At 72.7% G+C, this 23,289-nt stretch carries 25 protein-coding genes and 3 pseudogenes; 13 read left to right on the top strand and 15 right to left on the bottom strand.

Going from position 1 to position 23,289, the window contains the following annotated elements; all coding sequences use genetic code 11:
- Positions 1-595: 595 nt before the first annotated feature.
- Positions 596-718 carry a hypothetical protein gene (locus ABT095_RS14200; protein ID WP_350529646.1) on the bottom strand — a complete coding sequence of 41 codons (123 nt, stop codon included), beginning with the start codon at positions 716-718 and terminating at the stop codon, positions 596-598.
- Between the two features lie 122 nt (positions 719-840).
- Here ABT095_RS14200 and ABT095_RS38860 point away from each other — a divergent pair.
- Positions 841-1,799, top strand: a pseudogene (locus ABT095_RS38860) (IS630 family transposase).
- Positions 1,800-1,934: 135 nt separating this feature from the next.
- Here ABT095_RS38860 and ABT095_RS14185 read toward each other — a convergent pair.
- On the bottom strand, positions 1,935-4,268 hold the full coding sequence (locus tag ABT095_RS14185; protein WP_350529644.1) for a tetratricopeptide repeat-containing protein: 2,334 nt from the start codon (positions 4,266-4,268) through the stop codon (positions 1,935-1,937).
- A gap of 56 nt (positions 4,269-4,324) precedes the next feature.
- Positions 4,325-4,801, bottom strand: a complete 477-nt coding sequence (locus tag ABT095_RS14180) for a hypothetical protein (RefSeq protein WP_350529643.1) — start codon at positions 4,799-4,801, stop codon at positions 4,325-4,327.
- Positions 4,802-5,046: 245 nt separating this feature from the next.
- Here ABT095_RS14180 and ABT095_RS38855 point away from each other — a divergent pair, with 245 nt between their 5' ends.
- Positions 5,047-5,205, top strand: a complete 159-nt coding sequence (locus ABT095_RS38855) for a transposase (RefSeq protein WP_502884871.1) — start codon at positions 5,047-5,049, stop codon at positions 5,203-5,205.
- A gap of 338 nt (positions 5,206-5,543) precedes the next feature.
- On the opposite strand, the gene ABT095_RS14170 is transcribed toward ABT095_RS38855, so the two are convergent.
- Entirely contained in the window at positions 5,544-6,494 is a 951-nt protein-coding gene (locus ABT095_RS14170; RefSeq protein ID WP_350529642.1) for an AraC family transcriptional regulator, read from the bottom strand.
- A 101-nt stretch (positions 6,495-6,595) separates the two neighbouring features.
- Between ABT095_RS14170 and ABT095_RS14165 the strand changes: the two genes are divergently transcribed.
- The 5 genes from ABT095_RS14165 to ABT095_RS14145 all read left to right on the top strand — a co-directional run bounded on the left by ABT095_RS14165 (position 6,596) and on the right by ABT095_RS14145 (position 10,107).
- Complete coding sequence (locus ABT095_RS14165; RefSeq protein WP_350529641.1) at positions 6,596-7,525, top strand: SDR family oxidoreductase; 930 nt, start codon at positions 6,596-6,598, stop codon at positions 7,523-7,525.
- 31 nt (positions 7,526-7,556) lie between these two features.
- Positions 7,557-8,294 (top strand): MBL fold metallo-hydrolase, encoded by a 738-nt coding sequence (locus ABT095_RS14160; protein WP_350529640.1) that lies wholly within the window; start codon positions 7,557-7,559, stop codon positions 8,292-8,294.
- A gap of 125 nt (positions 8,295-8,419) precedes the next feature.
- Positions 8,420-9,247, top strand: a complete 828-nt coding sequence (locus ABT095_RS14155; RefSeq protein ID WP_350529639.1) for a YhjD/YihY/BrkB family envelope integrity protein — start codon at positions 8,420-8,422, stop codon at positions 9,245-9,247.
- Positions 9,244-9,774, top strand: coding sequence for a DinB family protein (locus ABT095_RS14150; protein WP_350529638.1), 531 nt, complete (start codon positions 9,244-9,246; stop codon positions 9,772-9,774). Before ABT095_RS14155 ends, ABT095_RS14150 begins: the two co-directional genes overlap by 4 nt.
- Before the next feature lie 96 nt (positions 9,775-9,870).
- On the top strand, positions 9,871-10,107 hold the full coding sequence (locus tag ABT095_RS14145; protein ID WP_350529637.1) for a DUF6296 family protein: 237 nt from the start codon (positions 9,871-9,873) through the stop codon (positions 10,105-10,107).
- A 28-nt stretch (positions 10,108-10,135) separates the two neighbouring features.
- On the opposite strand, the gene ABT095_RS14140 is transcribed toward ABT095_RS14145, so the two are convergent.
- From ABT095_RS14140 to ABT095_RS14125, 4 genes and pseudogenes are all read right to left on the bottom strand, one after another.
- Positions 10,136-10,378 carry a hypothetical protein gene (locus ABT095_RS14140; RefSeq protein WP_350529636.1) on the bottom strand — a complete coding sequence of 81 codons (243 nt, stop codon included), beginning with the start codon at positions 10,376-10,378 and terminating at the stop codon, positions 10,136-10,138.
- 21 nt (positions 10,379-10,399) lie between these two features.
- Positions 10,400-10,786: a PRC-barrel domain-containing protein gene (locus tag ABT095_RS14135; RefSeq protein ID WP_350529635.1), complete on the bottom strand. Its 387-nt coding sequence runs from the start codon at positions 10,784-10,786 to the stop codon at positions 10,400-10,402.
- Positions 10,787-10,932: 146 nt separating this feature from the next.
- Positions 10,933-11,652: pseudogene (locus tag ABT095_RS14130) on the bottom strand (Ig domain-containing protein); the annotation flags it as partial.
- Positions 11,653-11,859: 207 nt separating this feature from the next.
- Positions 11,860-12,474 (bottom strand): annotated as a pseudogene (locus ABT095_RS14125) (trypsin-like peptidase domain-containing protein); the annotation flags it as partial.
- A 578-nt stretch (positions 12,475-13,052) separates the two neighbouring features.
- Here ABT095_RS14125 and ABT095_RS14120 point away from each other — a divergent pair.
- On the top strand, positions 13,053-14,786 hold the full coding sequence (locus ABT095_RS14120) for a M4 family metallopeptidase (protein ID WP_350529634.1): 1,734 nt from the start codon (positions 13,053-13,055) through the stop codon (positions 14,784-14,786).
- A 60-nt stretch (positions 14,787-14,846) separates the two neighbouring features.
- Here the strand turns inward: ABT095_RS14120 and ABT095_RS14115 are convergent, their stop codons facing one another.
- The 3 genes from ABT095_RS14115 to ABT095_RS14105 all read right to left on the bottom strand — a co-directional run bounded on the left by ABT095_RS14115 (position 14,847) and on the right by ABT095_RS14105 (position 16,972).
- Positions 14,847-15,437, bottom strand: coding sequence for a vitamin K epoxide reductase family protein (locus ABT095_RS14115; RefSeq protein ID WP_350529633.1), 591 nt, complete (start codon positions 15,435-15,437; stop codon positions 14,847-14,849).
- 4 nt (positions 15,438-15,441) lie between these two features.
- Positions 15,442-16,245 (bottom strand): DsbA family protein, encoded by an 804-nt coding sequence (locus ABT095_RS14110; RefSeq protein WP_350529632.1) that lies wholly within the window; start codon positions 16,243-16,245, stop codon positions 15,442-15,444.
- Between the two features lie 103 nt (positions 16,246-16,348).
- A complete protein-coding gene (locus tag ABT095_RS14105) occupies positions 16,349-16,972 on the bottom strand; it encodes a hypothetical protein (protein WP_350529631.1) in 624 nt (207 codons plus the stop codon).
- Positions 16,973-17,494: 522 nt separating this feature from the next.
- On the opposite strand from ABT095_RS14105, the gene ABT095_RS14100 reads away from it, so the two are divergent.
- The 3 genes from ABT095_RS14100 to ABT095_RS14090 are packed head-to-tail and all read left to right on the top strand — an operon-like array spanning position 17,495 to position 18,955.
- Positions 17,495-17,767, top strand: a complete 273-nt coding sequence (locus ABT095_RS14100) for a hypothetical protein (RefSeq protein WP_350529630.1) — start codon at positions 17,495-17,497, stop codon at positions 17,765-17,767.
- Complete coding sequence (locus ABT095_RS14095) at positions 17,764-18,150, top strand: hypothetical protein (protein WP_350529629.1); 387 nt, start codon at positions 17,764-17,766, stop codon at positions 18,148-18,150. The genes ABT095_RS14100 and ABT095_RS14095 overlap by 4 nt, the downstream gene beginning before the upstream one ends.
- Before the next feature lie 40 nt (positions 18,151-18,190).
- A complete protein-coding gene (locus ABT095_RS14090; protein WP_350529628.1) occupies positions 18,191-18,955 on the top strand; it encodes a CHAD domain-containing protein in 765 nt (254 codons plus the stop codon).
- On the opposite strand, the gene ABT095_RS14085 is transcribed toward ABT095_RS14090, so the two are convergent.
- Complete coding sequence (locus ABT095_RS14085; RefSeq protein WP_350529627.1) at positions 18,945-19,676, bottom strand: uracil-DNA glycosylase; 732 nt, start codon at positions 19,674-19,676, stop codon at positions 18,945-18,947. The genes ABT095_RS14090 and ABT095_RS14085 overlap by 11 nt on opposite strands.
- 74 nt (positions 19,677-19,750) lie before the next feature.
- Between ABT095_RS14085 and ABT095_RS14080 the strand changes: the two genes are divergently transcribed.
- Positions 19,751-20,650, top strand: a complete 900-nt coding sequence (locus ABT095_RS14080) for a slipin family protein (RefSeq protein ID WP_350529626.1) — start codon at positions 19,751-19,753, stop codon at positions 20,648-20,650.
- Between the two features lie 74 nt (positions 20,651-20,724).
- Positions 20,725-21,147, top strand: coding sequence for a CBS domain-containing protein (locus ABT095_RS14075; RefSeq protein ID WP_350529625.1), 423 nt, complete (start codon positions 20,725-20,727; stop codon positions 21,145-21,147).
- Between the two features lie 55 nt (positions 21,148-21,202).
- Here the strand turns inward: ABT095_RS14075 and ABT095_RS14070 are convergent, their stop codons facing one another.
- The 3 genes from ABT095_RS14070 to ABT095_RS14060 all read right to left on the bottom strand — a co-directional run bounded on the left by ABT095_RS14070 (position 21,203) and on the right by ABT095_RS14060 (position 23,261).
- Positions 21,203-22,078, bottom strand: a complete 876-nt coding sequence (locus ABT095_RS14070; protein WP_350529624.1) for an SGNH/GDSL hydrolase family protein — start codon at positions 22,076-22,078, stop codon at positions 21,203-21,205.
- Between the two features lie 104 nt (positions 22,079-22,182).
- Positions 22,183-22,599 carry a PaaI family thioesterase gene (locus tag ABT095_RS14065; protein ID WP_350529623.1) on the bottom strand — a complete coding sequence of 139 codons (417 nt, stop codon included), beginning with the start codon at positions 22,597-22,599 and terminating at the stop codon, positions 22,183-22,185.
- Between the two features lie 41 nt (positions 22,600-22,640).
- Positions 22,641-23,261: an L-threonylcarbamoyladenylate synthase gene (locus ABT095_RS14060; protein ID WP_350529622.1), complete on the bottom strand. Its 621-nt coding sequence runs from the start codon at positions 23,259-23,261 to the stop codon at positions 22,641-22,643.
- Between the last annotated feature and the right edge of the window lie 28 nt (positions 23,262-23,289).

The raw sequence follows: 23,289 nt of genomic DNA, 5'->3' as shown, positions 1-23,289 counted from the left end.
GTCAGCGACGTCTCGGTGGTCATCTGGTCGACCACGACCGGCTTACCGGTCGACTTCGCCTTCGCCCGCGCGTCGATGACGCCCTGCTGGAGCGGGGTCAGCGACGGCTTGGCGTCGGCGGCCTTGGGAGCAGCGGCCAGCGCCGCCGGAGCACCCAGCATCCCGAGACCCACAGCACTGGTCACCGCGACGGCGACGAACCGCGCTGCGCGCCGGCTCCTCGCTCCCGGTCTCCTCATCTCGGACAAGGTTCTGAAACTGGACATGACGCTCTTTTCGTCCTCCGCGGTAAGTCCGCGGTCGTGCGGCTGTTCGACGGGAACGATGAAGCTATGCGCAGAGGGAGTCAAATCGTGTTCCAATGATGCCGATTTGCCCCAATAGTTCCTCAGTTCCTCTGTCGAATCGGAACATGGCGGGCGGTCACCAAGTCCTCCGAGCGGCGATCTTGGCGGAAGCCGCTGACTGCGCGTCGGAGGGAGCCTGGGGAGCAGGCTCGGCCCGGCGGGCAGGGCTGTCCATGACGGTTCCGACGCCGTGAGCACGCTGGGCCCGCAGGTGGCGTCTCATGCCGATTGCCGGTCGGAGAACTACCTCAGACGCCTTGCTCCACGAGCATGCTCGGCCTCCGCACCCCGGCGATCAGGCGAGGCATGTCCTGCCGGGCAGCGGCGATGAAGTCGAGATCGGCATCCAACTGCTGGTCCGGACCGAGCACCTCCTGCCCGCCGATGAACCTCCCGGAGGGCGGAATGGGAGATTACTGACATCGGCTCTTTTGGGGTGGTGGGTCTGTCATTTCGCTGACGGATGGTCATCTGTCGCGGTAGACCGTCTGGCATGCGATATGCGGACGGGGGTGGGCTGACAGCGAAGGCACGTCAGCTCCACGAGGCCGTACGTCTGGAGGCTGCCGCGCCGTTCGGCGATGGATGCAAGCCTCCGGAGGTCGCCCGCCAGCTGCGGGTGAGCTGCAAGTCGGCCTACCAGTGGCACCGGGTCTGGGAGCAGGGCGGGGCGGCGGCGTTGGGCTCGCGCGGGCAGCATGGGCAGCGGTGCAAGCTGTCCGTGCGGTGCCAGGAGAAGCCGGCCGTGTACCTCGACCGGAGGCCGGCCGCCCACGGCTGGGATGAGGACCAGGTGTGGACCGGTGCGCGGGTGGCCGCACTGATCGCGCCGGCTGGGCTTCACCCCGCAGGTGCCCGCACGGCGTGCCGCTGAACGCGACGAACAGGCCGTGGCCGCGTGGAAGGAGGTGACCTGGGCGGAGGTAGAAGCGCTCGGGCGGCCTGCGACGGATGGATCTGCTTCGAGGGCGAAGCCGGCTTCACCCGCAGGCCGCCGAAAGGGCGCCCATGGGGACGCCGCGGCATCACCCCGGTCGTGAAGGTCTGCGGCCGGGGCTCCGGTCGGGTCTCGGCCGCCGGGCTGCTGGCGATGCGCCCGGGTTCGCGGACCCGGCTGTGCCATCGGCTGCGGCGCCATACCGGGCGCAAGGGCGAGCGTCGCAGCCTGTCCGAGCGCGACTACATCGGTCTGATCGACGGAATCCACCAGCTGGTGAGGACGCCGATCGTGCTGGTCTGGGACCGACTCAACACCCATGTCTCCTATGCCATGCGCGACTTGATCGGTGCGCGAGACTGGCTGACGGTGTTCATCCTGCCCGCCTACGCACCCGAGCTGAACGCGGCCGAGTATCTGTGGGCCCACGTCAAGCGCAGTCTCGCGCTGACGTCCTCGACGGCTTCCTCGCCGGAGCTGGACTCTCCCTCGACCTCCCACCGCCATCACCTTGAGCGCCGAGGTCAGAAGCGCTAGCCGCCGATGCCGTCACAACTCTGGAGCTGCGGAGCTGAAAAGGGCCCACCGACTCTGACTGCTGGTCCAGCTGCCCGCGCCAGCCGCCGCTGGGGGTAAGCGGCTGGCAGGGGCTACCTCCCTCGTAGCCACCCCCTGCCCCGGGATTGTTCCTGCCAGTACGTGAGTGCCTGCCGGGTGGTCGCGAGGTCGGGATGGTCCGGGCGGAGGACACGCAGTTGCTCGTTCAGCAGGTCGGAGAGGAGGGCCACTGCGCCGCGAGGGTCGCCGGACTGGCCGCGCCAGCGGGCGAGGGCGGCCCGGGTGCGGAAGATCGCGGACCGATCGGTGGTGGCGGCTGCCGCGTGCGGGTTCGACCGCGTGTTCCGAGTCCCCCAGGCAATCTCCCGCGACTCCAGGCGGAGTTGGTCCTTGAGCAGGTCACCCAGGACGGTCACGGCGCCCCGCGCGTCGCCCGACTCGCCCAGCCAGTGGCCGAAGCGGAAACGGGTGTCGAAGGTGCGCGGGTCCTCTCGCCCGTACGCGCGGAACTGCTCACCGACGAGCTGGCGGTACATGACCGCCGCCCCGGTCGCGTCTTCCCCCCTTCCCTGCCACTCGGCGGCGTTGCAACGCAGGGTGAAGTCGGGCGTGGGCGTCCTTCCGGCGAGGGTCGCGAGGTAGCCGTCGTCGGCGAGCAGGTCGCGGTAGACGCGTGCGACGTCCGGCAGGTTGCCGGCCTGTTCGAGCCAGTGGGCCAGGCGATAGCGCAGCCCGATGACCTCGCCGACCAGGCGAACCCGCTGGGCGTGGTCCAGCTCGTATTCCGTAGCCAGCAGCTCCAGGTGATCCTCGATCATCCGCCGGTACTCGTTGATCGCGGCGGTGAGGTCGCCGGACTCCGCCCGCAGCCGGGCGATCCGGTCGCGCAGCTTCGTCACGGACTCGTGCCGGGCTCCCAGGCGGTCGACCGTCGCCCGCAGCAGCGTTTCGAAGTAGTCCAGTGCGGCCTGGGGCCGGCCGTCGTCCGCCAGCGTGTCGCCGACCCGGAGCACGAGCTCGTGCATCCCGTGACCGGTACTGAACCCGTACCGGAGCCCGGGCTCGCCGGAGCCCAGCATCAGGTCCGGGGCGGTGCGGGTCAGCGCCTCGACGTTGGAGCGCAGCACCTCCGGAGGGAGATCGAGGCCGCGTGGACGCCGGCCCGGCGCGTGTTCCTTCAGCGGGTGAACCAGGAAGAGACTGATCGAGTCCGTTTCGTCCGCCGGCTTCCGGGACGCGGCGAAGAGCAGGTTGGCGGCCGCGGCGGCCAGCTCCTCGGCCCGGTTCGCGGGCACGCTCTCGCGGACGGCGCGCTGCACCATCGGGTGGACCCGCACCGACCGGTCCCGGTCCGCCGGGTCGTAGTCGAGCAGGCTCCACCGGTGCAGCAGGGCGAGCGCCCTTTCGGCGCGCTCTTCCGGCTCCCCGCCCGCTGCCGGGCGGTCGGTCTGCTGCTGGTCGAGGTACCCGCCCGCAGCGATCAGCACCGCCGCCGGAACGCCGTCGGAAGCCAGCGGCGCCGCCAGTTCCAGCAGCAGCCGAGCCGTCCCGACCGGTTCCATGGCGTCGGCGCGCTCCAGCGCGAGGTCCCAGGCGTACCGCAGCGGCAGGCTCTGCGCGTCCGGCAGTCCGCCCGGGTCCGGCACGAGGTCGGCCAGCCGCCGGCCGTCGGGGCCGAGCAGGCGGAGGTAGTCGGCGCAGCTCAGACCGGTACTGGACAGGTAGGCGGCGGCCTGCGCGAGTGCGAGCGGGAGGTGTCCCAACTCTCGGGCGAGCGCCTCCAGCTGCTCGGCCGGCTCGACCCGGCCGGACGCGGCGAGCACCGCCGTCAGATAGCCGAAGGCCTCGGCGGAGCCGAACGACGGCACGGTGACCACCTCTCGGCCGAGCCCCTCGCGGGCCACGTCCCGGCGCCAGGTGGTGACCAGGGTCCGCCCCGCGGGCCGGTCCGACGGCCAGAGTCCGCGCAGGTCGTCGGGGTCGACCAGACCGTCCAGGACGATCAGTCGGCGCACCGTCGCCCCGGCCCCGCCCGGCCGGAGCCAGGCCAGGAACTCCCGCGCGCCCTGCTCCGGATCGGCCGGGTCACGACCGGTGATCTCGGCGATGGCCTGGGCGTAGGTGGTCAGGATCGCCGCGCGGCTGTCGGCGGCGACCCAGACCAGCAGGTCGATCTGCCCGGCCTGCCAGGCGGTGCGGGCCTCGTGCGCGGCCAGCTGGGTCTTGCCGGTCCCGGCGGCGCCGACCAGTATCCGGCAGCGCGCAGGGGTGTCGGGAGTATCGAGAACGGCTCGGCGCTGGAAGCAGTGCGCAGCGCTCGGGACCGCCCCGACCCGATGCGGCCAGGCGGCCGGAGCATGTCGACCGGCGTAGTAGGCCACCTGGTCGGCGTGGCCGACGGCGAAGCTGTGGTTGCTCGCCTGCACCCCAGTGAGCGGCGGCGGTGGCGAGGTCTGTGACGGGCTTGGCGTGGCCGGTCCGTTCAGCCCTGGAACGGATCCGGCGTCTGAGGGTGGCCGAGCTGCACGCCCCCGTGGATCACACCGGCGGCGACCGAGCCTTCCTGGGCGCTGATCTGCACGTTTCCGCCGACCGCCATCCCGCCGTCCCCGGCCGACACCCGGGCCTGGGCCGCGCTCGCGGCCAGCAGCTCGCGCAGCGCCTCGCCGGCGCGCTCGCGCTCGTCCTCCGGCAGGTCCTCCAGGAACGCCTCGAACCGGGCCTGCCAGGAGGCCTCCTGGCGGATCCGGAGCCGCTCCAACTGCCCGCCCTCGGCCGCCGCGAGCTCGGCGGCAGTGCGGCCCAGCCGCTCAAGCTCGGCGCTCTCACGCCGGGTGTCCCCTCGCCCGAACCAGGCGGCCACCCGGCCCCGGAACCCCTCCCAGGCCTCGGTCCCTGCCGCACTCATCACCGCCGTCCCACCGGACATGGCCAGCGCGGTCAACGCCTCGGACAGCATGCGCGATCCCCCTTGTTGCCGACAACCGTGACCCCGACCGTACCGCGAGCCGGGCACTGTGCCCAGGCGGATACTCACGCGGCCACGCCAGCGAGCAAGAATACGTGACTAACCGTCAGCAACGCCCGACCGAACCGTCACCCTGAAGCGCCGAAGTCAGTAAGCCCGTTCTGTTGTCGCCTGAACACGTGTGGCCTTGCCACCTCCAGCCGGTCGCAGGGCCGGCGCCGTGCTGAGGTGACTGCGTGAGTGATCGCAAGCCCTACAAGAGCGACTTGTCGGACGAACGCGGCCACGAAGGCCGCTACGAGATGCGGGAGATCGTCAACGCCCTGCTCCACCAGTCCCGGACCGGCTGCCAGTGGGACTGCCTCGCGACGACCTTCCACCCCCCGGCGCGGTGAAGCACTACTTCTACACATGGCGCAATGACGGCACTGACCAGGTCATCCACGACCTGCTGCGCCGGCAGGTCCGCGAGAAGAGGAACCGATTGGCCGATCCCAGCATGGTGGTGCTCGACACCCAGAAGGACTTGGTCGAATCTGCGGGCGACGGTCGGAGTGGGCAGATCCTTGCGTACCGCCCTCTGAGATGCATCTCGTCGTCCTGCTCGGCGATGCGCCTCTCCATCGCGTCGAGCTGCGTGTCAGTCAGTGCCTCGTCCATAGATGTGGCGAGATCGTCCGCCGGATGCCGCCTGGAGTCCACAGGGGACGGCAGTTGGGGACCGGCCGGGTGGTCAGTGGGCGGAGCCCCGGTGTGCGGTGTGGCGGCTGCGGTACTCGCCCGGAGGCATGTCGAACCATTTGCGGAAGGCCAGGTGGAGGCCGACGGTGCTCCGGTAGCCCACCTTGGCGGCGATGCTGTGCTGGTTGTCGGTGGTCTCGGTGAGCAGCCGGGCGGCCTCCTGCATCCGGAGCCTGGTCAGGTGCCGGGCGGGGGGTTCGCCGAGGAGGTCGCGGAAGGCGGCGCTGAAGGTGGTGCGTGACATCGCGGCTTCGCGGGCCAGTTCGGGCAAGGTCCAGGGCCGGCCGAGATCGCCGCTCATGGCTCCGAGTGCCCGCCCGACGCCCGGATGCCCATGGGTGCCGGACGGGGCCGGCAGCAACGGCCCCTTGCTGAGCGTGAGGTGGAGGGCGAGCAGCAGGACGAGCTCGAAGGCCCGGAGCGTGATCGCCTCGGCGGCGGTCTCGGAGCCCGGCTCCGTGCCGGCCAGGCTCTCCAGCGTCCGGACCAGGAGCGGATGGTGCTGAAGGTCCTGGCGCCTCATCAGGATCACCGCCGGGAGCGAGCGGTAGAACGGCGAGTCGCCGAGCGGTCCGTGGTGCAGTCCGCCGCACATCAGCCGCACCTCCTCGCCGGAGCCGCCGACCCGCAGCGTGTCGGTGCTGCCAGGAACCCGGTCGGGGAGCGCGAGGTGCAGCGGCAGCGCGGTGCGCCCGGGGGCGTCGGAGAGCGTGTGCTCCGTCCCGTGCGGGAACAGCGCCAGGTCACCGGCGTGCAGGCGGACCGGCTCCGGAGCTTCGGGCAGGGTCAGCAGGCAACTGCCGGAGGTCAGGTAGTGCAGGACGGCGCAGTCCTCCTCCCGGCCCCGGACGGCCCAGGGGGCGCCGGCCGTCCAGCGGCTCCGGAACACCCCGCGCAGGCGCAGCGGCATGAGCAGCGAGCTGAGCGTGTCGTCGGTGAGCAAAGCCGGACGATCCTTGAATCGGTGGAGCGTTCTGTTGATTGAGACCACGCTACCGCGCCGGACATTCTGTTCGTGCAAGTCGTCGGAACGCAGGAGAGGCCATGGCGGACATGAGCGGAAACAAGCAACCGAACTTTCTGGTCCTGGGGGCCGCAGGCCACCAAGGGGGTGCGGTCGCCCGGCTGCTGGCGGAGCGCGGGCAGCTGGTCCGGGGCTTCGCCAGGCCGCCCGGGGCAGGCCGGCCGGCGCCCGAAGTGCCGGGCGTGAGCTTCGTGTCCGGCGATCTCGCCGACGCGGCGGACCTCCGGCGGGCGTTCGAGGGCATCACGCACGCCTCGGTGGTGCTGCCCCTGGTCCACGACACCGAGACGGTGGTGGGGTACGTCCGCACCATCGTGGCGGCGGCCCGGGCGGCCGGGATCGAGCAGCTGGTGTTCAACACCAACACCCGTATCCCGCAGGCCCGTACCGGGTACGCGGCGTTCGAGAACCGGCGGGTCGCCGAGCAGGTGCTGCGCGAGAGCGGCCTGCCGCTGACCGTGCTGCGACCGCCGGTGTACCTGGAGAACCTGTTCAGTCCGTGGACCGGCCCCGCACTGGTGAACGACGGGGTGCTGGCCTACCCGCTGCCGTCCGAGGCGCGGGTGGCCTGGCTCTCGCACCGGGACTTGGCGGCCGCGACGGTGGCCGCGCTGGGCCGGCCCGAGCTGATCGGGCAGACCGTCGAGCTCGGCGGCGAGAGCGTCACCGGCGCCGAGCTCGCGGCGGCGTTCGGCGAGGCGCTCGGCCGCGAGGTCAGCTATCTGCCGCTGCCTCCCGCCGAGTTCGAGGCCGGGCTGGCCCAGGCGCTCGGCGCCGAGGCGGCGGCCGGGGTGGCCGGGGTCTACCACCACGCGGCCACCGAAGCCGGCGCTCTGCTGCTGGACGGGGGTCGGCAGCAGAGCGAGCGGGCACTGGGCATCCGGACCACGCCGCTCGCCGAGTGGATCGCGGCGCAGCCATGGCAGCACTGGGCCCGGCCCGCGGACTGAGCACCGTCGGGCGGCCGGGTAGCATCTGACGATGCGCCGACTGACTGTGCTGGGGACGTGCGGGGCCTGGCCCGAGGCTGCCGGGTGCGGGGCGAGCGGGTTCCTGCTGGAGTACGACGGGTACCGGCTGGTGCTCGACCTCGGGTACGCGACCTTCCCCCGACTCCTCGAGCACTGCCCCGCCGGGGAGTTGGACGCCGTGGTGATCACGCACGAGCACCCCGACCACTGCGCCGACCTCAGCGCGCTGAGCCGGGCCCGCTACTTCGCGCCGGAGCGGGGCCCCCGGCTGCCGCTGTACTGCACGCCAGGGGTGGTCGGGCGAGTGCAGGCGATGGAGCCGACCGAGAGCCTGGCCGACGTCTTCACCGTCCACCCGCTCCCGGCGCGCCACCGACTCGGCCCGTTCCGGCTCGACGCGGAGCAGTTGCCCCACCACGTGCCGCACGCCGGACTCCGCCTGACCGCTCCCGGGCTCACCGTCGCCTACAGCGGCGATGCCGGCCCCGCCCCGGCGCTCGCCCGGCTGGCCGCCGGGGCGGACCTGTTCATCGCCGGCACCACCCTCCAGGACGGCGACCCCGACGACCCCCACCTGCTGAGCGCCACGACGGCCGCCGCCTGGGCCGGCCGCGCCGGCGCGCAGCACCTGCTGCTCACCCACTTCTGGCCCGGCAGCGACCGGGCCAGGTCCGTCGCCGAGGCCCGGGCCGCCTTCGCGGGCCGGGTGACCGCGGCGGCGGAGGGCATGGTCATCGACCTCGGGTAGCGCTCGGTCGGCTGAAGGGGACGTGCGGCTCCGGGGCGGTGACCGGCAGGGAGTCGGCGGGCCGGGCCCTCGACGCCGCGCGCTGATCCGACCGGATCGGCCGGACAGGCCCTAGCGTGGGTGGGATGAGTGCGCGAGGCGGAGTGCGGGTGGCGGCGGTGCGCGCGCGGGTCGGGGCGGTGGGGCGGGCGATGTGGGAGGTCGGGCGGGAGGTCGAGCTGTTGCACCGGGCGATGGCGTTCGCGGCACTGTGCTTCGTGACGCTCATCCCGCTGTTGGTGGTGATCGCGGCGGCCTCGCCGACCGAGGGGAGCGGGATCTCGGACTGGCTGGTGGACGGGCTCGGGCTGGCCGGCCGGTCTGCGGCGGCGGTGCGGGAGCTGTTCACCTCGCCCCGGCAGGTGCTCGGCACCACCACCGGGCTGAGCCTCGCCGCCCTGGCGATCTTCGGCCTCTCGCTGATGGCCGCGATCCAGAACGCGTACGAGCGGATCTGGGGCCTGAGCCCCGCGCACTGGCAGCACCTGTGGCGCCAGGCGATCGCGCTGGCCGGGCTGATCGGCTACATCCTGGCCGCCGCCTGGAGCGGAGTGCCCTGGCCCGGGACGTGGGCCGAGTCCGCCCTGCGCGGGGTGACCACCCTGCTCGGCGGCACCGCCTTCTTCTGGTGGCTGCAGCACCTGCTGCTGGCCGGGCGCCTGCCGTGGCGCCGCCTGCTGCCCGGGGCGGTCGCCACCGTCGGCGCGCTGGCCGGCCTGCGGGTCTTCTCCCGGCTGGTGTTCGCGCCGCTGATCGTCTCCAACGCCGTCTCGTACGGGTCGGTGGGAACCGTCCTGATCGTCCAGTCCTGGCTGATCGGTGTCGGCTACACCGTGTACGGCGGCGCGCTGGCGGGCGCCTCGCTGCCCCCGCCGTGGGGGAGGACCGACCAGGTGGAAGACTCTGGCGCATGACGAACTCTCAGCCCCGGCACCTGCCCGAGCCGTCGATGCGACTCGCCGACCCGAGCGAGCTGTTGCTGGACTATCTGGACTACTACCGCTCGGCGGTCGGCGCCAAGGTCGAGGGCCGGTCGGACGCGGAGCTGCGCCGCGCCCTGGTGCCCTCCGGCTGGAGCCCGCTGGAGCTGCTCAAGCACCTGGTGCACATGGAGCAGCGCTGGCTGCGCTGGGGCTTCCTGGCCGAACAGGTGGCCGCGCCCTGGGGCGACCGGGGCCCGGCGGACCGCTGGTACGTCGGCCCCGAGGAGAGCGCCGCCGAGCTGCTGGCCGCCCTGCACGCGGGCGGCGCACGGACCCGCGAGATCGTCACGGGCACCCCGCTGACCACCGAGGCCGCCGTCGGCGGCCGGTTCGTGGACGACGGCTCGGCACGGCCCACGCTGGGCTGGATCCTGTTCCACGTCCTCCAGGAGTACGCCCGCCACGCCGGGCACCTGGACATCGTCCGCGAGCTCGCCGACGGCCGCACCGGCGAGTAGCGGCAGGCCCTGCTCGGAGGAGCCGGGCATGGGTCGGGCCAGACCGGGTAGACGGACGGCTCCCGCCGCACGGCGGGAGCACCCCCGAGGAGACCCGTGATCCACCAGAGCTACGAGCTGACGTTCCGCCGCACCGCCGCCACCGGGGAGCCGGGCGCCCCCGACGTGGTCGTGGTGGAGCGCCAGGAGGGCACCGGCCCCGGCGGGTATCCGCTCTACCGCGACTCCAGCGGCATCCTGTGCGCGGAGATCAGCGACCGGGGCGAGGTGCGGATGCTGGCGACGGGGGCGCACCAGCGGCTGCTGCGCCCGGTCGCGGTCCGTTGGCGGTAGGCCGGGAAGCCGGCGGTCCCCGGGCGGGTCAGGACGGTCGGGTGGTGTCCGGCTCGACGTCGTCCAGGGTGTCCGCCTGGTGGGCGGCGCGGCGTTGGAGCAGGGCCCCGGCCAGGCCGAGCAGGCCGACCGCGGTGAAGCCGGCGGCGCGGCGCCGCCGGGTCTCGCGGCGCTGCGCGGCGGTCGGTCCGAAGCGGGGTGTCAGCCGCCGGTAACCGTGCCGGACGTGCTCGGCGGCCCGGCCGGCCCGGAAGGCGTGGGTGCGGTTCACGTCAGTCTCCTTCCGGTGGGTTCAGCGGACGGGGTTGCCGTAGAACGGGCCGTAGTAGGCGGTGTAGCGGTCGCGGTTGGCGGCCGCGGTCTCCTGCTCGTGGAAGTCGGGGACGAGCGGCGGGGCGTGCTTGATCTCGGACTTCGTCCGGTCGACGTAGACCTTCCGGTCGGCCTGGTCGACCCGCAGGACGGTGCCGGCGGGGAGCAGGACGAGCCGGCCGAAGACCCACGGGCCGGTGTCCACCACCAGGTAGGAGTCCTCGACCAGGTCGGAGAGCCGGTCGACCTTGCCGATCGAGCCGTCCACGGCCTCGACGTGGAAGCCGACCAGGTCGCTGCCCGTGACGTGTCCGGCGGTCTCCCGGAAGTCCCAGATCGGGAAGTCACCGCTGCCGGTGCCGTTCATGGTGCCTCCTCAGCCAGGGGGCGCCGCCCCGGTGGCGGTGCGTCCCTCACTGTCGGCTCCCCCGGATCCCGGAATGCATGCCTCGTCCTGGAACGCAGGCCTCCCGGCCACCCCCGCTGTCGGGCGTGGCCGGGAGGCCGCTGGGCTCAGCTGGTCTGCAGGGCGGTGTCGTCGATCACGAAGCTGGTCTGGAGGGAGGAGTCCTCCACGCCGTTGAACTTGATGGTGACGCTCTGGCCCGCGTAGGCGGAGAGGTCGAAGGTGCGCTGGGTGTAGCCGGTGGCCGCGTCCACGTTGGAGTAGGTCTTGAGCGCGGTGCCGTTGACGCTCACGGTGAGCTTGTCGTAGGCGGTGGTGCCGGTCTCGGCGGTGTCTATGTGGAGCCAGAAGCTCAGGGTCGCCTTGCAGCCGGCCGGGATGGTGACGGTCTGCGAGACGGTGTCGGTGTGGGCCGAGCCGTAGCCGTTCATCCAGGCCTTCCAGGAGCCCGAGTGGGCGGCCTGGGAGCTGGAGTTGTCGACGACGCCGGAGGTGGTGGTCCACGGGGCGGCGGTGCCGGTCTCGAAGCCCGCGTTGCCGAGCAGCTGGGCCGGGGTGCAGCCGGTGGAGCCGCCGGTGACCGTCCAGCCGAACGCGGTGGAGCCGGACTTGTTGGCGGCGTCCGTCGCGGTGACGGTGACGTTGTAGCTGCCGGCGGTGGTGGCCGTGCCGGTGATCCGGCCGCTGCTGCTGATGGACAGCCCGGCGGGCAGGCCGGTGGCGGAGAAGGTCAGCGGGGCGGTGCCGCCGCCGGCACTGATCTGCAGGTCAGCCGCGCCGTTGACCGCGGTCGTCTGGCTGCCGGGGTTGGTGACCGTGACGGTACCGCTGCCGGCCGGCTTGGTGAGCAGGCAGCCGGCGGTGTTGAGGTTGATGGCGCGGTTGGCGTCCAGGCAGGTGGTGAACCAGTAGGTCTCCTCACCGTAGCTCTGGCCCTTGGTGGCCGTGGTGGTGCCGTCGGCCGCCACCTCGCACGGGTTGTCGAGGGTGCACATCTCGCCGTTGTCGTTGCCGGTGTTGTTGATCCCGACGACCTGGCGGCTGGTGGCGTCCACGATCGGCGAGCCCGAGGTGCCGTGCGTGGTGTTGCAGCCCGAGCTGTAGCGCAGCGAGTCGTGCCAGGTCCACTGGTCCTCGCGCAGGGTGGGGACGAAGCCGTTGACCGAGCAGTTCCAGGTCTGCTTCCAGTACCCCGAGGGGATGAACATCGAGGAGCCGTCGACCGGGTGGGAGCTGCTGAGCGTCAGGGCGGTGGCGCCGTACTTGCTGCTGATCGAGGCGAAGGTGTCCGTCAGCTCGTAGAGGGTGACGTCGGTGCCGGTCATGGTCGCGTACAGCACCTTGTCGGCCTGGACGGTGCCCAGCGAGGCGCCGGAGGCGCTGAGCAGCGTGCCGCTGCGGCTGGCGCTGACGTTCTGGATGACCTGGCCGGCGGTGGGCATGGTCGGCAGGCAGTGCCCGTTGGTCAGCATCATCGCGCGGTCGGTGGAGACCGAGGCGGGGTAGCGGACCAGCGAGGCGGAGCAGTCGTCCAGGGCGATGGTGGAGGTCAGATCGCCTGCTTGGACGGCCTGTGCGGGGGCGGCGGCCGTCAGCGTGCCCGCGACTATCGCGGAAGCGCCGAGGAGGGTGGCCAATCCCTTGAACATGGCTCTCCTTGTGGGGGATTGCGGGGTGTGCGACACCTGTTGTGCACACCCAGGCCGCTCGAAGCTGCCATGCGCACTTCAATCCGTCAACTGTTCGGACGGAATTGGGACCGGGGAGATGATGCCACGTCAAGTCGGCGGCAGGGCCGGTGCGGCAGAGTCAGGGCCGGGGGTGGGTGAGGTCGGGGCGGGAGAGCCTGCCGGTCTTGCGCCGGGCGCCGGCCGACCGGAGGGCCGGAGTTCGAAATCTAAGGCCGTGGGGCAGCCGGAAATTATCCGGGTGGGCCAAGGATGCGGATACGCAATCAATTCGAGCTCCGGCGGGCTGTCGGCTTCGGTATTTCCTGCGTATCCGTGCGCTCGGCTCGCTGACCAGGGCTTCTTCCGGAATTCCGAGTATCCGGCCGCAGGGCGGGACTTCGGCTAAAGATGTGAAGAAAAAGAAACATTCTCCTTCCCCCTTTACGTCCGATTGACCCTTCGGGCAGAGTCCCGGCACCGGCACCGGCGAATGCCCTGCAGCGTGAACAGCCGCTGCGCGACGGTGTCCGCCACCTCCCCCACCCGAAGGAACCCTCATGCGCGCAACCCGCATACGCGACCTGGCCGTGGTCGTTGTCATGACCACGACGGCATCCGTCACCGCAGGCGCCCTCGGCACCGCCTCGGCCTCGCCCCTCGCCACCACCGCGGCCGCCCAGGCGGTGTCCGCCGCCGACCGGGCCGCCCACTCCCACGCCGCCGAGACCGGCGTCGGTGCGCAGGACAGGCTCAAGGCGGTCGACACCGTCGTGGACCGGGACGGCAGCAAGCACGTCCGCTTCGTGCGCACCCACCGCGGCCTGCCGGTGCTCGGCGCCGACCTGGTCGTCCACCTCGACGCCAAGAACGCCTACCGGGGCGTCACCCGGGCGACGAAGCGTCAGGTCGACACCCCCGCCACGACGCCGAAGCTGTCCGCCGACCAGGCGCGGGCCGCCGCCGCCGCGGCCGCCAAGGGCCAGGCCGGCCAGGCCGAACTCGTCGTCAGCGCCCTCGCCGACCGGACCCCGGTGCTGGCCTACCGGGTCAAGGTGACGGACAGCACCAGCACCGAGGACGGCGGCAGCCGTACGGTGGTCGTCGACGCCACGACCGGCGGAGTGCTGAGCAACTCCCCGGCCAACGACTCCTTCCTGACGCCCGACGTGGTCGCCAAGCTGCACCGTCAGGGCCCGGCCCTCGCCCCGGCCGCGACGCCCGCCGCCGCCCCCGCGGCCGCCGCGACGGTGGGCGCCAACGGCACCGGGTACTCGCTCTTCGTGGGCACCGTCCCGCTGACCACGACCCAGTCCGGCTCCACGTACGTCCTGCGTGACCCCTCCCGCGGTAACACCGAAGTGCGGGACGCGCGCAACATCGCCTACACCAACTTCGCCTCCGGCTCGGCCATCACCAGCACCACCAACAAGTGGGGGAACGGCACCACCGCGAACCGCACCTCGGCCGCGGTGGACGCCCAGTACGGTGTCACCAGCACGCTCGACTTCTACCGGTCGGCGTTCGGCCGCAACGGCATCACCGGCGACGGCTCCGGCGCCCACGCGATGGTGCACTACGGCTACCGGGTCGGCAACGCCTACTGGAACCCCGACTGCGCCTGCATGCTGTACGGCGACGGGGACGGCACCACGTTCACCAAGCCCCTGGTCGTCCTGGACGTCACCGGCCACGAGCTGACGCACGGTGTGGTCAACGCCACCGCGGACCTCCAGCCCACCCGGGTCGACGCCCAGGGCCACCAGTACGGCGAGCCCGGCGCGCTCAACGAGTCGCTGGCGGACATCTTCGGCAGCGGTGTCGAGTTCGCCACCAACAACCCCAACAACCCGCCCAACTACCTGATCGGCGAGAAGCTCGGGCTCCAGCAGGGCTTCCTGCGCCGCTTGGACCACCCCTCGCTCGACCAGCTCGAGGGCACCATCGACTACTGGTCGGACACCACGGCGGACGCCGAGGTGCACGCCGGCTCCGGGGTCTCCTCCCACGCCTTCTACCTGCTCGCCGAGGGCAGCGGAGCCAAGACCATCGGCAACTACGCCTACGACTCCGACACCTACGACGGCTCTACGGTGACCGGCATCGGGCGGGACAAGGCCCTGGCCGTCTTCTACCGGGCCCTGACCGTCTACATGGTCTCCAGCACGAGCTTCCACGACGCCCGTACCGCCACCCTCAGCGCCGCGGGGGACCTCTACGGCACCGACAGCGTCGAGTACCAGACCGTCGACCAGGCCTGGGCCGCCGTCAACGTCACGGCCGCCAACGGCTGACCGCCCCGACCCGGAGCGGCCGGCCCGCGGACTCCCACCCGGGCCGGCCGCTCCGTGAGGTCAGGGCAGGGTGCGCCAGAAGTACCAGAAGCGGTGCAGGATCAGCAGGGCGATGCCGACGTACCACAGGGCCGGGACGAGCCAGTGGAGGCGGGGGCGGCGGCCCAGGAGGTGGAGGAGGGTGTACCAGGCCAGGGGCAGGACGGCGGCCCAGACCACCATGCAGTACGGGCAGAGCGCGCCGATCTCGTAGAGGGCCTGGTAGACCAGCCAGCAGGTGAAGCCGAGGCCGAGGAGGGTGCCGAGCTGGAAGCAGATCCAGAACCAGCGGCGGTAGGTCGCCCCCGCGAGCAGGCCGGCGCCGACGGCCAGGACGGCGCCGAAGGCGGCCAGGCCGATCAGGGAGTTGGGGAAGCCGAAGGCGGAGGCCTGGTCGGTGCGCATGATCGAGCCGCAACTGATCACCGGGTTGAGGTTGCAGCCGGGGGTGTAGGCCGGGTTCTGGAGCAGCCGGATCTTGTCGACGGTGAGGACGGCGGAGGCGGCCAGCCCGAGGGCGCCGCAGACCAGGACGAGCCAGGCGTAGGCCCGGGCGGCCCCCTGGGTGGGGGCCGCCGGGGCCGGGGTACGCCGCAGGGTGGGCGTCGCCACGGTGTCAGCCGCCGATGCTCTGGCGGACGAGAGCGGTGTACTGCTCGCCGGTCAGCGGGCCCTGCTGGGTGAGCACCTGCAGCGGCTTGCCGTCCAGGATGACGGTCGGGGTGCCGCGCACGCCGCTGGCCTGGAAGGCGTCGGCGACCTTGCCCGCCCAGGGCAGGTAGGTGCCCTCGGTGACGGCCTTGGTGAAGGCGTCGGTCTTCAGCCCCGGCACCTTGGCGGCCAGGTCGAGGATGTGGTTGACGTCGCCGAAGCCGTCGACCTTCTCCGCGGGCTGGTTGGCGTAGAGCACGTCGTGGAACTGCTTGAACTTGTCCACGCCCTCGTTGAGCGCGGCCCCCGCGGCGGCCAGCGCCGTCTTCGAGCCCTTGCCGCCCAGGCCGTCGTCGAGGAAGGCGGCCAGGTGGTACTCGATCTTGTACGTGCCGCTGTCGGCCAGCTGCTGGACGGACTGACCGGCCGAGTCCTCGAGCTCCTTGCAGATCGGGCAGCGGAAGTCCTCGTACACCTTGAGGGTGTGCGGGGCGTCGGCCTTGCCGTAGACGACCACGGTGCCGTCGGGGCCGGTGGTGTTGGCCGGGGTGACGACCGGCTTTCCGGGAGTGGGCGCGGCCGAGGCCGTGCCGGGGCCGCCGTCGGCGGTGGCGATGGCCACCGTGGTGGCCCCGGCGAGGGCGAGCACGGCGGCGACGGAGGCTGCGACCACCACGCGGCGGCGGCGCGCGTTGGCCTTCAGCTCGGCGCGGTGGGCCTCGGCGAGGCGCTCGCGGGCGGTCTGCTTGGGGGTGCTGTCGGTGCTCAAGGTCTGCTCCTGGGGTGGCGGGCACGCCGCGCTGCCGCGCTGGACGCGCGGGGGCATGCCTACGGAAGGCTGGCTGCTGTGGGAGGGCGGAGCCGGTGCGGCTCTACGCGGCCTGAGCAGGCGGCCCGCGCCGAGGGGCGGGGCTGAGCACCACGTCGCCCGGGCGGGGCAGGTCCGGCCCGGAGCCGGCGACGGGGGAGAGGGCGGCCGGGCAGGCCGGCAGCGGGGCGAGGAACAGCAGGGCCAGCGCCCGGAGCGGGGCGGCAAGCTCCAGCAGGGCCTGGGCGAGGCCCTCGACCGCCGCGTCGCCGAGCCGCAGCCACAGGGCGGCGGCCAGTGCGAGCGTCAGGTGCACCGCGAGGATGAGCAGTTGCGCGGTGCCGGGCGCGTTGACGGCGAGGAAGGAGCCGCCCATCGAGCCGCCGCCGCAGACCAGCAGGCCGACGCCGTGGCTGGGGGCGGCGGTGGCACAGGCGTCCTGGCCGAGGTTGAACGCGGTGTTGAGCAGCAGCTCGACCGGCACCAGGACGGCCGATATGTGCAGGAACTGCCGCCGGGTGCCCGCGGCCGCGTACGCGACCACCAGGACGACCGCCGTGGCGGCGGCCACCAGGCTCAGCGGCAGGGCGCGGCCGGTGACGACGACATGGCCGAGCGCGGACAGCGGAACGGCGAGCGCGGTGAACACCGCTGCTCGCAGAGCCCTGGTCGCCTGGTTGTCAGTCATCGTCTCGGAGTATGTCACGGTGCGGCTCGCCGCCGGGAGGGGATGGACCGGACGGACTGGAATGTGTCGAACGCCCGTCTGGAAGCAGAGGCGGCTAATCACACAGAAGTTCCGTAAAGATCACCCGGACGGGCGGTGATGTCTGGCATCCGCCGGTTCTGTGGCCTTCGACACGCCGGGTGATCAGACAATCGGCTGATGGACGACGACCCCGGTGGCCCGTTCGACGGCCCTCCTGCGCTGCCTGCTCTGCCGGAGGCTGACCAAGCACATCATCAGTACTCGCACCACCCGCCGCGCCCAACGCTTCCAGCCGGATCCGACCATCCGCCGCACCCGCCCCATCCCCCTCACCCGCCGCATCCTCCGCATCCGCCTCACCCGCCCCACCCGGAGCCGCCCGACCCGCCGTGTCCGCCGACCCCGCCTGCTCCCACACCCCCGCCTGCCCCCACACCTCCAGCGCCTCCGGCGTCGCACCCGCCGACTCTGCCCGCACCCAGTCCGACGCACGTCGCGGTCGTGCCCGCCGCGCCGAAGCCCCCCGAGCCGTCGCACCCCGCCGCGCCGAAGCGGACCCCCCAGGCGCCGAAGCCCGCCGCCGTGGTGGTCACGCCGACGCTGCCAAAGCCAGTGGTGGGCACCGCGGTCGTGGCCGCCCCCGTCACACCCGCACCGGCCGCACCGGCGATCGAACCGGTGGTGCTGTCGGTCGTGCTGCTCGTCACCGTCCTGCTCCCGGCGGCCGTCGCCGCCGCGATCAACTTGCCCATCCTGAACCGGAGCCGTACTTGAACCTCGTGCCCGCCCTCGGTGCCGCCGCCGCCATCACCATCGCCGTCGGGAGCCTGGGCATCGCCCACCGGCTACGCCCGGCACTCGAACCCGGCGAGGAAGCGCCCGCGCCGCACGCCGCCCTCTCCACCATCGGCGCCGGTCTGCTCTCCGGCTTCGTCCTGCTCACCGGCTTCCTGGTCGCCACCGGCTGGGCCGCCCACACCACCAAGGTCGTCCCGCCCACCGGGCTGTACGCCGCCGACGCGGCGGCCGGCTGCGCCGTCCTGCTCTACCCGGCCCTGGCCGGCCTCCCGTTCAGCCCGAGGCACGCCACCGCCGTCGCCTGCTTCGGCGCTCTGGTCGGCTACACCCTCTCGATGGCGGTGCAGCTGAGGCCGTAGCCGCGCGGTCGCTGTCTCCTGCTCGGCATAACCTGGGCCCATGGCCGAGTGGGCCGGGGCCGAGCAGGGGGCGCGGCTGCTGGCTGGGCGGATCCGGGAGCAGCGGGAGCGGCTGGCGCTGCTGGAGGGGGCCGTCAGGGATGCGGAGGCCGATGCCGTGCACCAGATGCGGATCGCGTGCCGGCGGTTGAGGGGGGCGCTGCGGGCGTACGGGGCGGAGTTCGCCGGGGTGGGCGGGGAGCTGCGGTGGCTCGGGGGAGTGCTGGGGGAGGAGCGGGACTGCGAGGTGCAGGGGGAGCTGCTGGTGGCCGCGGCGCGGGAGCTGCCTGCCGAGCTGGGGCCGGAGCGGGTGGCGGAGTGGCTCGGGCAGTGGCGGGCGGAGCGGGCCGGACGGGCCCGGACGGCGACGCTGCTGGCGCTGGACAGTGAGCGGTACGCAGCGTTGCGCCACCGCCTCGCCGAGCTGCCGGGGGAGGCGACCCCGGTCCGTACGCTGCGCGCCCTCGCCCACCGGGAGCGTCGCCGGGCCCGCCGCCTGCTGGTGGCCGGTGCCACCGACGAGCAGCTGCACCGGGCCCGCAAGGCCGCCAAGTGGGCCCGCTATCTGGGGGAGGTCGGCGGCCCCGAGGCGTTCACCGGCCGGATGAAGGCCTGGCAGGACCAGCTCGGCCGCCACCAGGACAGCGTCGTCGCCAGGGCCGCCCTGCGGGAGCTGGCCGGCCGCCCCGGCGCCGATCCGTTCCCGCTCGGCGTCCTCTACGCCCGCCAGCTCGCCGTCGCGGAGGAGACCAGGGTCAGCCGCTGAGCGTGAGGCCCGCCGTCTCGGCGGCGGAGCGCAGCAGGTCGGTGAGCATCTCGGTGGTGAGGCGGCCGGTGAAGGTGTTGCGGGGGCTGACGTGGTAGCAGCCGAAGAGGTGCAACGGCGGGCCGCCGTCGGTGTGGGCGAGGACGATGTGGGCGGCGTGGCCGAAGGCGGGGCGAGGGCGGGGGACGGCGTAGCCGGCGGCGGTCAGGACGGGGAGCAGGGCCTGCCAGGCGAAGCCGCCGAGGGCGACCACCGAGCGGACGGTGGGGCGCAGGAACTCGAACTCCCGGGCCAGCCAAGGGCGGCAGGTGTCCCGCTCGTCGGGGTTCGGCCTGTTGTCGGGCGGGGCGCAGCGCACCGGATCGGTGATCCGCACCCCGGAGAGCTCCAGGCCGTCCCCCGCCCGGACCGACTCCGCGCGGGAGGCGAGGCCGAGGCGGTGCAGGGTCGCGTAGAGCAGGTCGCCGCTGGAGTCGCCGGTGAAGATCCGGCCGGTGCGGTTCCCGCCGTGCGCGGCGGGGGCGAGGCCGACCAGGACGAGCGCGGCGTCCGGCGGGCCGAAGCCGGGGATGGGGCGGGCCCAGTAGTCCCAGTCCTGGTAGGCCCGGCGCTTGACCCGGGCGGCCTCCTCGCGCCACGCGACCAGCCGCGGGCAGGCCCGGCAGTGGGTGACCTGCTCGTCGAGTTCGGCCAGGCTCTGCGGCGGGGCGGAGGGGTCCATGGGGTGATCGTAGGGGCGCGTGGCGGCGGAGTAGCGTGGAATGCCGGGGGAGCGGCCCTACCGAGGTGGCGGCGATGATCTTTCTCGATGCGGTGCTCGCGGCCCTCGGTGTGCTGGCCGTGGTGGGCGGGGCGAGCGTGCGCGTGGTGCAGCAGTTCCAGCGCGGGGTGGTGTTCCGGTTCGGCCGGGTGCGGGAGCAGCTGCGGGATCCGGGGCTGGTGCTGCTGGTGCCGGTGGCCGACCGGCTGCGCCGGGTGAACGTGCAGATCGTGACGCTGCCGATCCCCGCCCAGGAGGGCATCACCCGGGACAACGTGACCGTGCGGGTGGACGCGGTGGTGTACTTCAAGGTGGTCGACCCGGTGCGGGCCACGGTGAACGTGCAGGACTACCAGTTCGCGATCTCGCAGGTCGCGCAGACCTCGCTGCGCTCGATCATCGGCAAGAGCGAGCTGGACGACCTGCTGGCCAACCGGGAGCCGATCAACCAGGGTCTGGAGCTGATGATCGACAGTCCGGCGCTCGGCTGGGGCGTGCAGATCGACCGGGTGGAGATCAAGGACGTCGCGCTTCCGGAGTCGATGAAGCGCTCGATGTCCCGCCAGGCCGAGGCGGAGCGGGAGCGGCGGGCCCGGATCATCACGGCCGACGGCGAGTACCAGGCCTCGGCCCGGCTCTCGGAGGCGGCCACCATCATGAGTTCGGCCCCCGCCGCGCTCCAACTGCGGCTGCTGCAGACGGTGGTGGAGGTGGCGGCGGAGAAGAACTCGACCCTGGTGCTGCCCTTCCCGGTGGAGCTGCTGCGCTTCCTGGACACCGCGACGAAGTCGGCCGAGGCGGCGACCAGGCGCAAGACCGAGCCGGAGGCCGAGCAGGCGGTCGAGAAGGCGGTGGAGCGGCCCGTGGAGCAGCTCGAACTGCCGACGCTGGAGGAGGTGCTGGAGCGCCCGGTGGAGGATCCGCCGCTGCCCTGAGCCCCGGTGGCGGTGGCCCGGGGGCGGGACCACGATGGGTTGTTGGGGGCAAGTCCACAGGAGGAGGTACGGGGATGACCACCGCGAAAGAGATCATGCACCCCGGGGCGGAGTGCGTCCGGGCCGGGCAGACCCTGGCGGACGCGGCCCGGATCATGCGCGAGCGGGACGTGGGCGCGCTGCCGATCTGCGGCGAGGACGACAAGCTGCTCGGCATCCTCACCGATCGCGACATCGTGCTGCGCTGCGTGGCCGAGGGCCGCGACCCGGCCGTGCTCACGGCGGGCGAAGTCGCCCTCGGGCGGCCGATGGTGGTGGAGGCGGACGAGGACGCCGAGCAGGTGCTGCGGGTGATGGAGCAGTACCGGGTGCGCCGGCTGCCGGTGATCGACCACCCCGACCACAAGCTGGTCGGCATGATCAGCGAGGCCGACATCGCGCGCGGGCTGCCGCAGGAGCGGGTCGCGGAGTTCGTGAGCGCGATCTGCGCGGAGTGACGGGCTGTGCGGCGCGGATCCGCCTCGGGCGCGCCGCACAGTGCGTGACGGACTGTCAGATCTTGGCCAGGAAGGCGTCGGCGATCACCTGGTAGCCGGCGTCGTTGGCGTGGATGTCGCCGCGCGACATGTTGGTCCACTGCATCACCCGGGCCACGTTCAGCGGGATCTGCCGGCCGTTGAAGGGCACGGTGGGGGAGAAGGCGTCGGTGGAGAAGGCCCCGGCCACGTCTGCGGTGGGCACGCCGTGGGCGGCGTCGGCCAGGCCGATGGTGGTGTTGAGGACGTCGGCGAGCGGCACCGAGAGGGTGGCCTGGGCCTGGCCCTGCGGGCCGGTGAGCCAGACGGCGAGGAAGGGGTCGTAGAGGTTCATCCCCACGATCCTGGTGTGCGGGCCGGCGGCGGCCCGCAGCTTGCCGAGGATGGTGTCCAGGTTCTTACCGACGGTGGTGACGCCGTTCAGCGCGCACGGCAGGTCGACCTTGCCGCTGCTCAGGCAGCCGTCCACGTCGTTGGCGCCGATGTCGACCGTCACCAGCGTGCGGTCGCCGTGGTGGGCGCGCAGGAAGGCGATGGCGGCGGTGAGCTGCGAGTCCTGGTACGGGTGCGGATAGGGGCAGCCGCCGTTCATCATGCTGGCGGTGGTCTCGCCCGGGCAGCCCAGGTCGGTGAAGGAGAACGAGTGGTGGGCGGCCTTCGCCCGCTGCCCCAGGGTGGCGGCGAGGTCCTGGGCGTAGCCGTGGCCCACCTCGTGCCCGCCGCCGGGCAGGGACTGGTAGCCGGCGGCGAGCGAGTCGCCCAGGGCGAGGTAGTAGCGCGGGGTGTCCTTCGCGGCGCGCTCCGGGGCCGCGGCCGAGGCGGGGGCGGCGGTACCGAGCACGGCGGCTATCGCGGCGACGGCCAGGGCGGGGCGGAGCAGGGCTGCGCGCATGTCACTCTCCAGCGGCTTCCGGTGGTCGGGCAGGGCGAGGCTACTGCCCGGTACCGCTGGTGAGTAGGGGTTGGACGGCAGTAAATCGGCCCGCCGGGAGCGGGTCAGCCGGGGAAGGCGTAGACCGTGCTGGCGTGCGCCGCCGGGGCCGCGTCCGGGGTGTCCGCGGCGAGGGTGATGTCCAGGAAGGCCATCCGGCGGCCGAGCTTGGTGATCCGGGCCGTGACCAGTACGTCGGCGCCGACCACGGGCCGCTGGAAGGTGGTGGACTGCTGCACCGTGGTCATCGGGCCGAAGCCGCCCCGGGCGGCCGAGAGGGCGATCACGCAGGCCGTGTCGGCGGCCGCCATCATCGCCTGGCCGCTCAGGCCGCCGCCCTCCCGGGCCAGTTGGTCCGACCAGGGCAGGCGGAGCACGGCGTGCTGCTCGCCCGTCTCGGCCACGCTCAGGCCCAGGGCGAGCACCCAGGGGGCGAAGTTGTCGGCCAGGATCTTGTCCGCTTCGGCGGTGGAGAGAGTCACCCGGGCATTGTGCCGGGTGACTCGGCGTCACCGCCACGGTTCTACTCGAAGCGGCCCGGGTCGCCCGCGCCGCGGCGGACGATCTCGGGAGCGCCGCCGGAGAAGTCCACCACCGTGGTCGGTTCGGTGCCGCAGTCCCCGGAGTCCACCACCGCGTCCAGCAGGTGGTCGAGCCGGTCCTTGATCTCCCAGCCCTGGGTCATCGGCTCCTCCTCGCCGGGCAGCAGCAGGGTGCTGGAGACCAGCGGCTCGCCGAGCTCGGCGAGCAGCGCCCGGGTGACGGCGTGGTCGGGGATCCGGACACCCACCGTCTTCTTCTTCGGGTGCTGCAGGCGCCGGGGAACCTCCTTGGTGGCCGGGAGGATGAAGGTGTAGCTGCCCGGCGTCGCGGCCTTCACAGCCCGGAACACGTGGTTGTCGAGCTGGACGAACTGGCCCAGCTGGGAGAAGTCCTCGCACATCAGGGTGAAGTGGTGGCGCTCGTCCAGGCGCCGGATGGAGCGGATCCGCTCCAGACCCTCGTGGTTGTCCAGCCGGCAGCCCAGCGCGAAGCAGGAGTCGGTCGGGTACGCGATGAGGGCGCCGGCCCGGAGGCTGTCGGCCACCGTGCTGATGGTGCGCGGCTGGGGGGACTCGGGGTGCACGTCGAAGTACTTCGCCATTGGGCGACCATACCCGCCCGCTCCCCGG

The sequence above is a fragment of the Kitasatospora sp. NPDC002227 genome, assembly GCF_040296285.1.
Taxonomy (GTDB): domain Bacteria; phylum Actinomycetota; class Actinomycetes; order Streptomycetales; family Streptomycetaceae; genus Kitasatospora.
The sequence above is the reverse complement of the archived record's forward strand: the minus strand, read 5'-3'. Positions and strand labels throughout refer to the sequence as shown.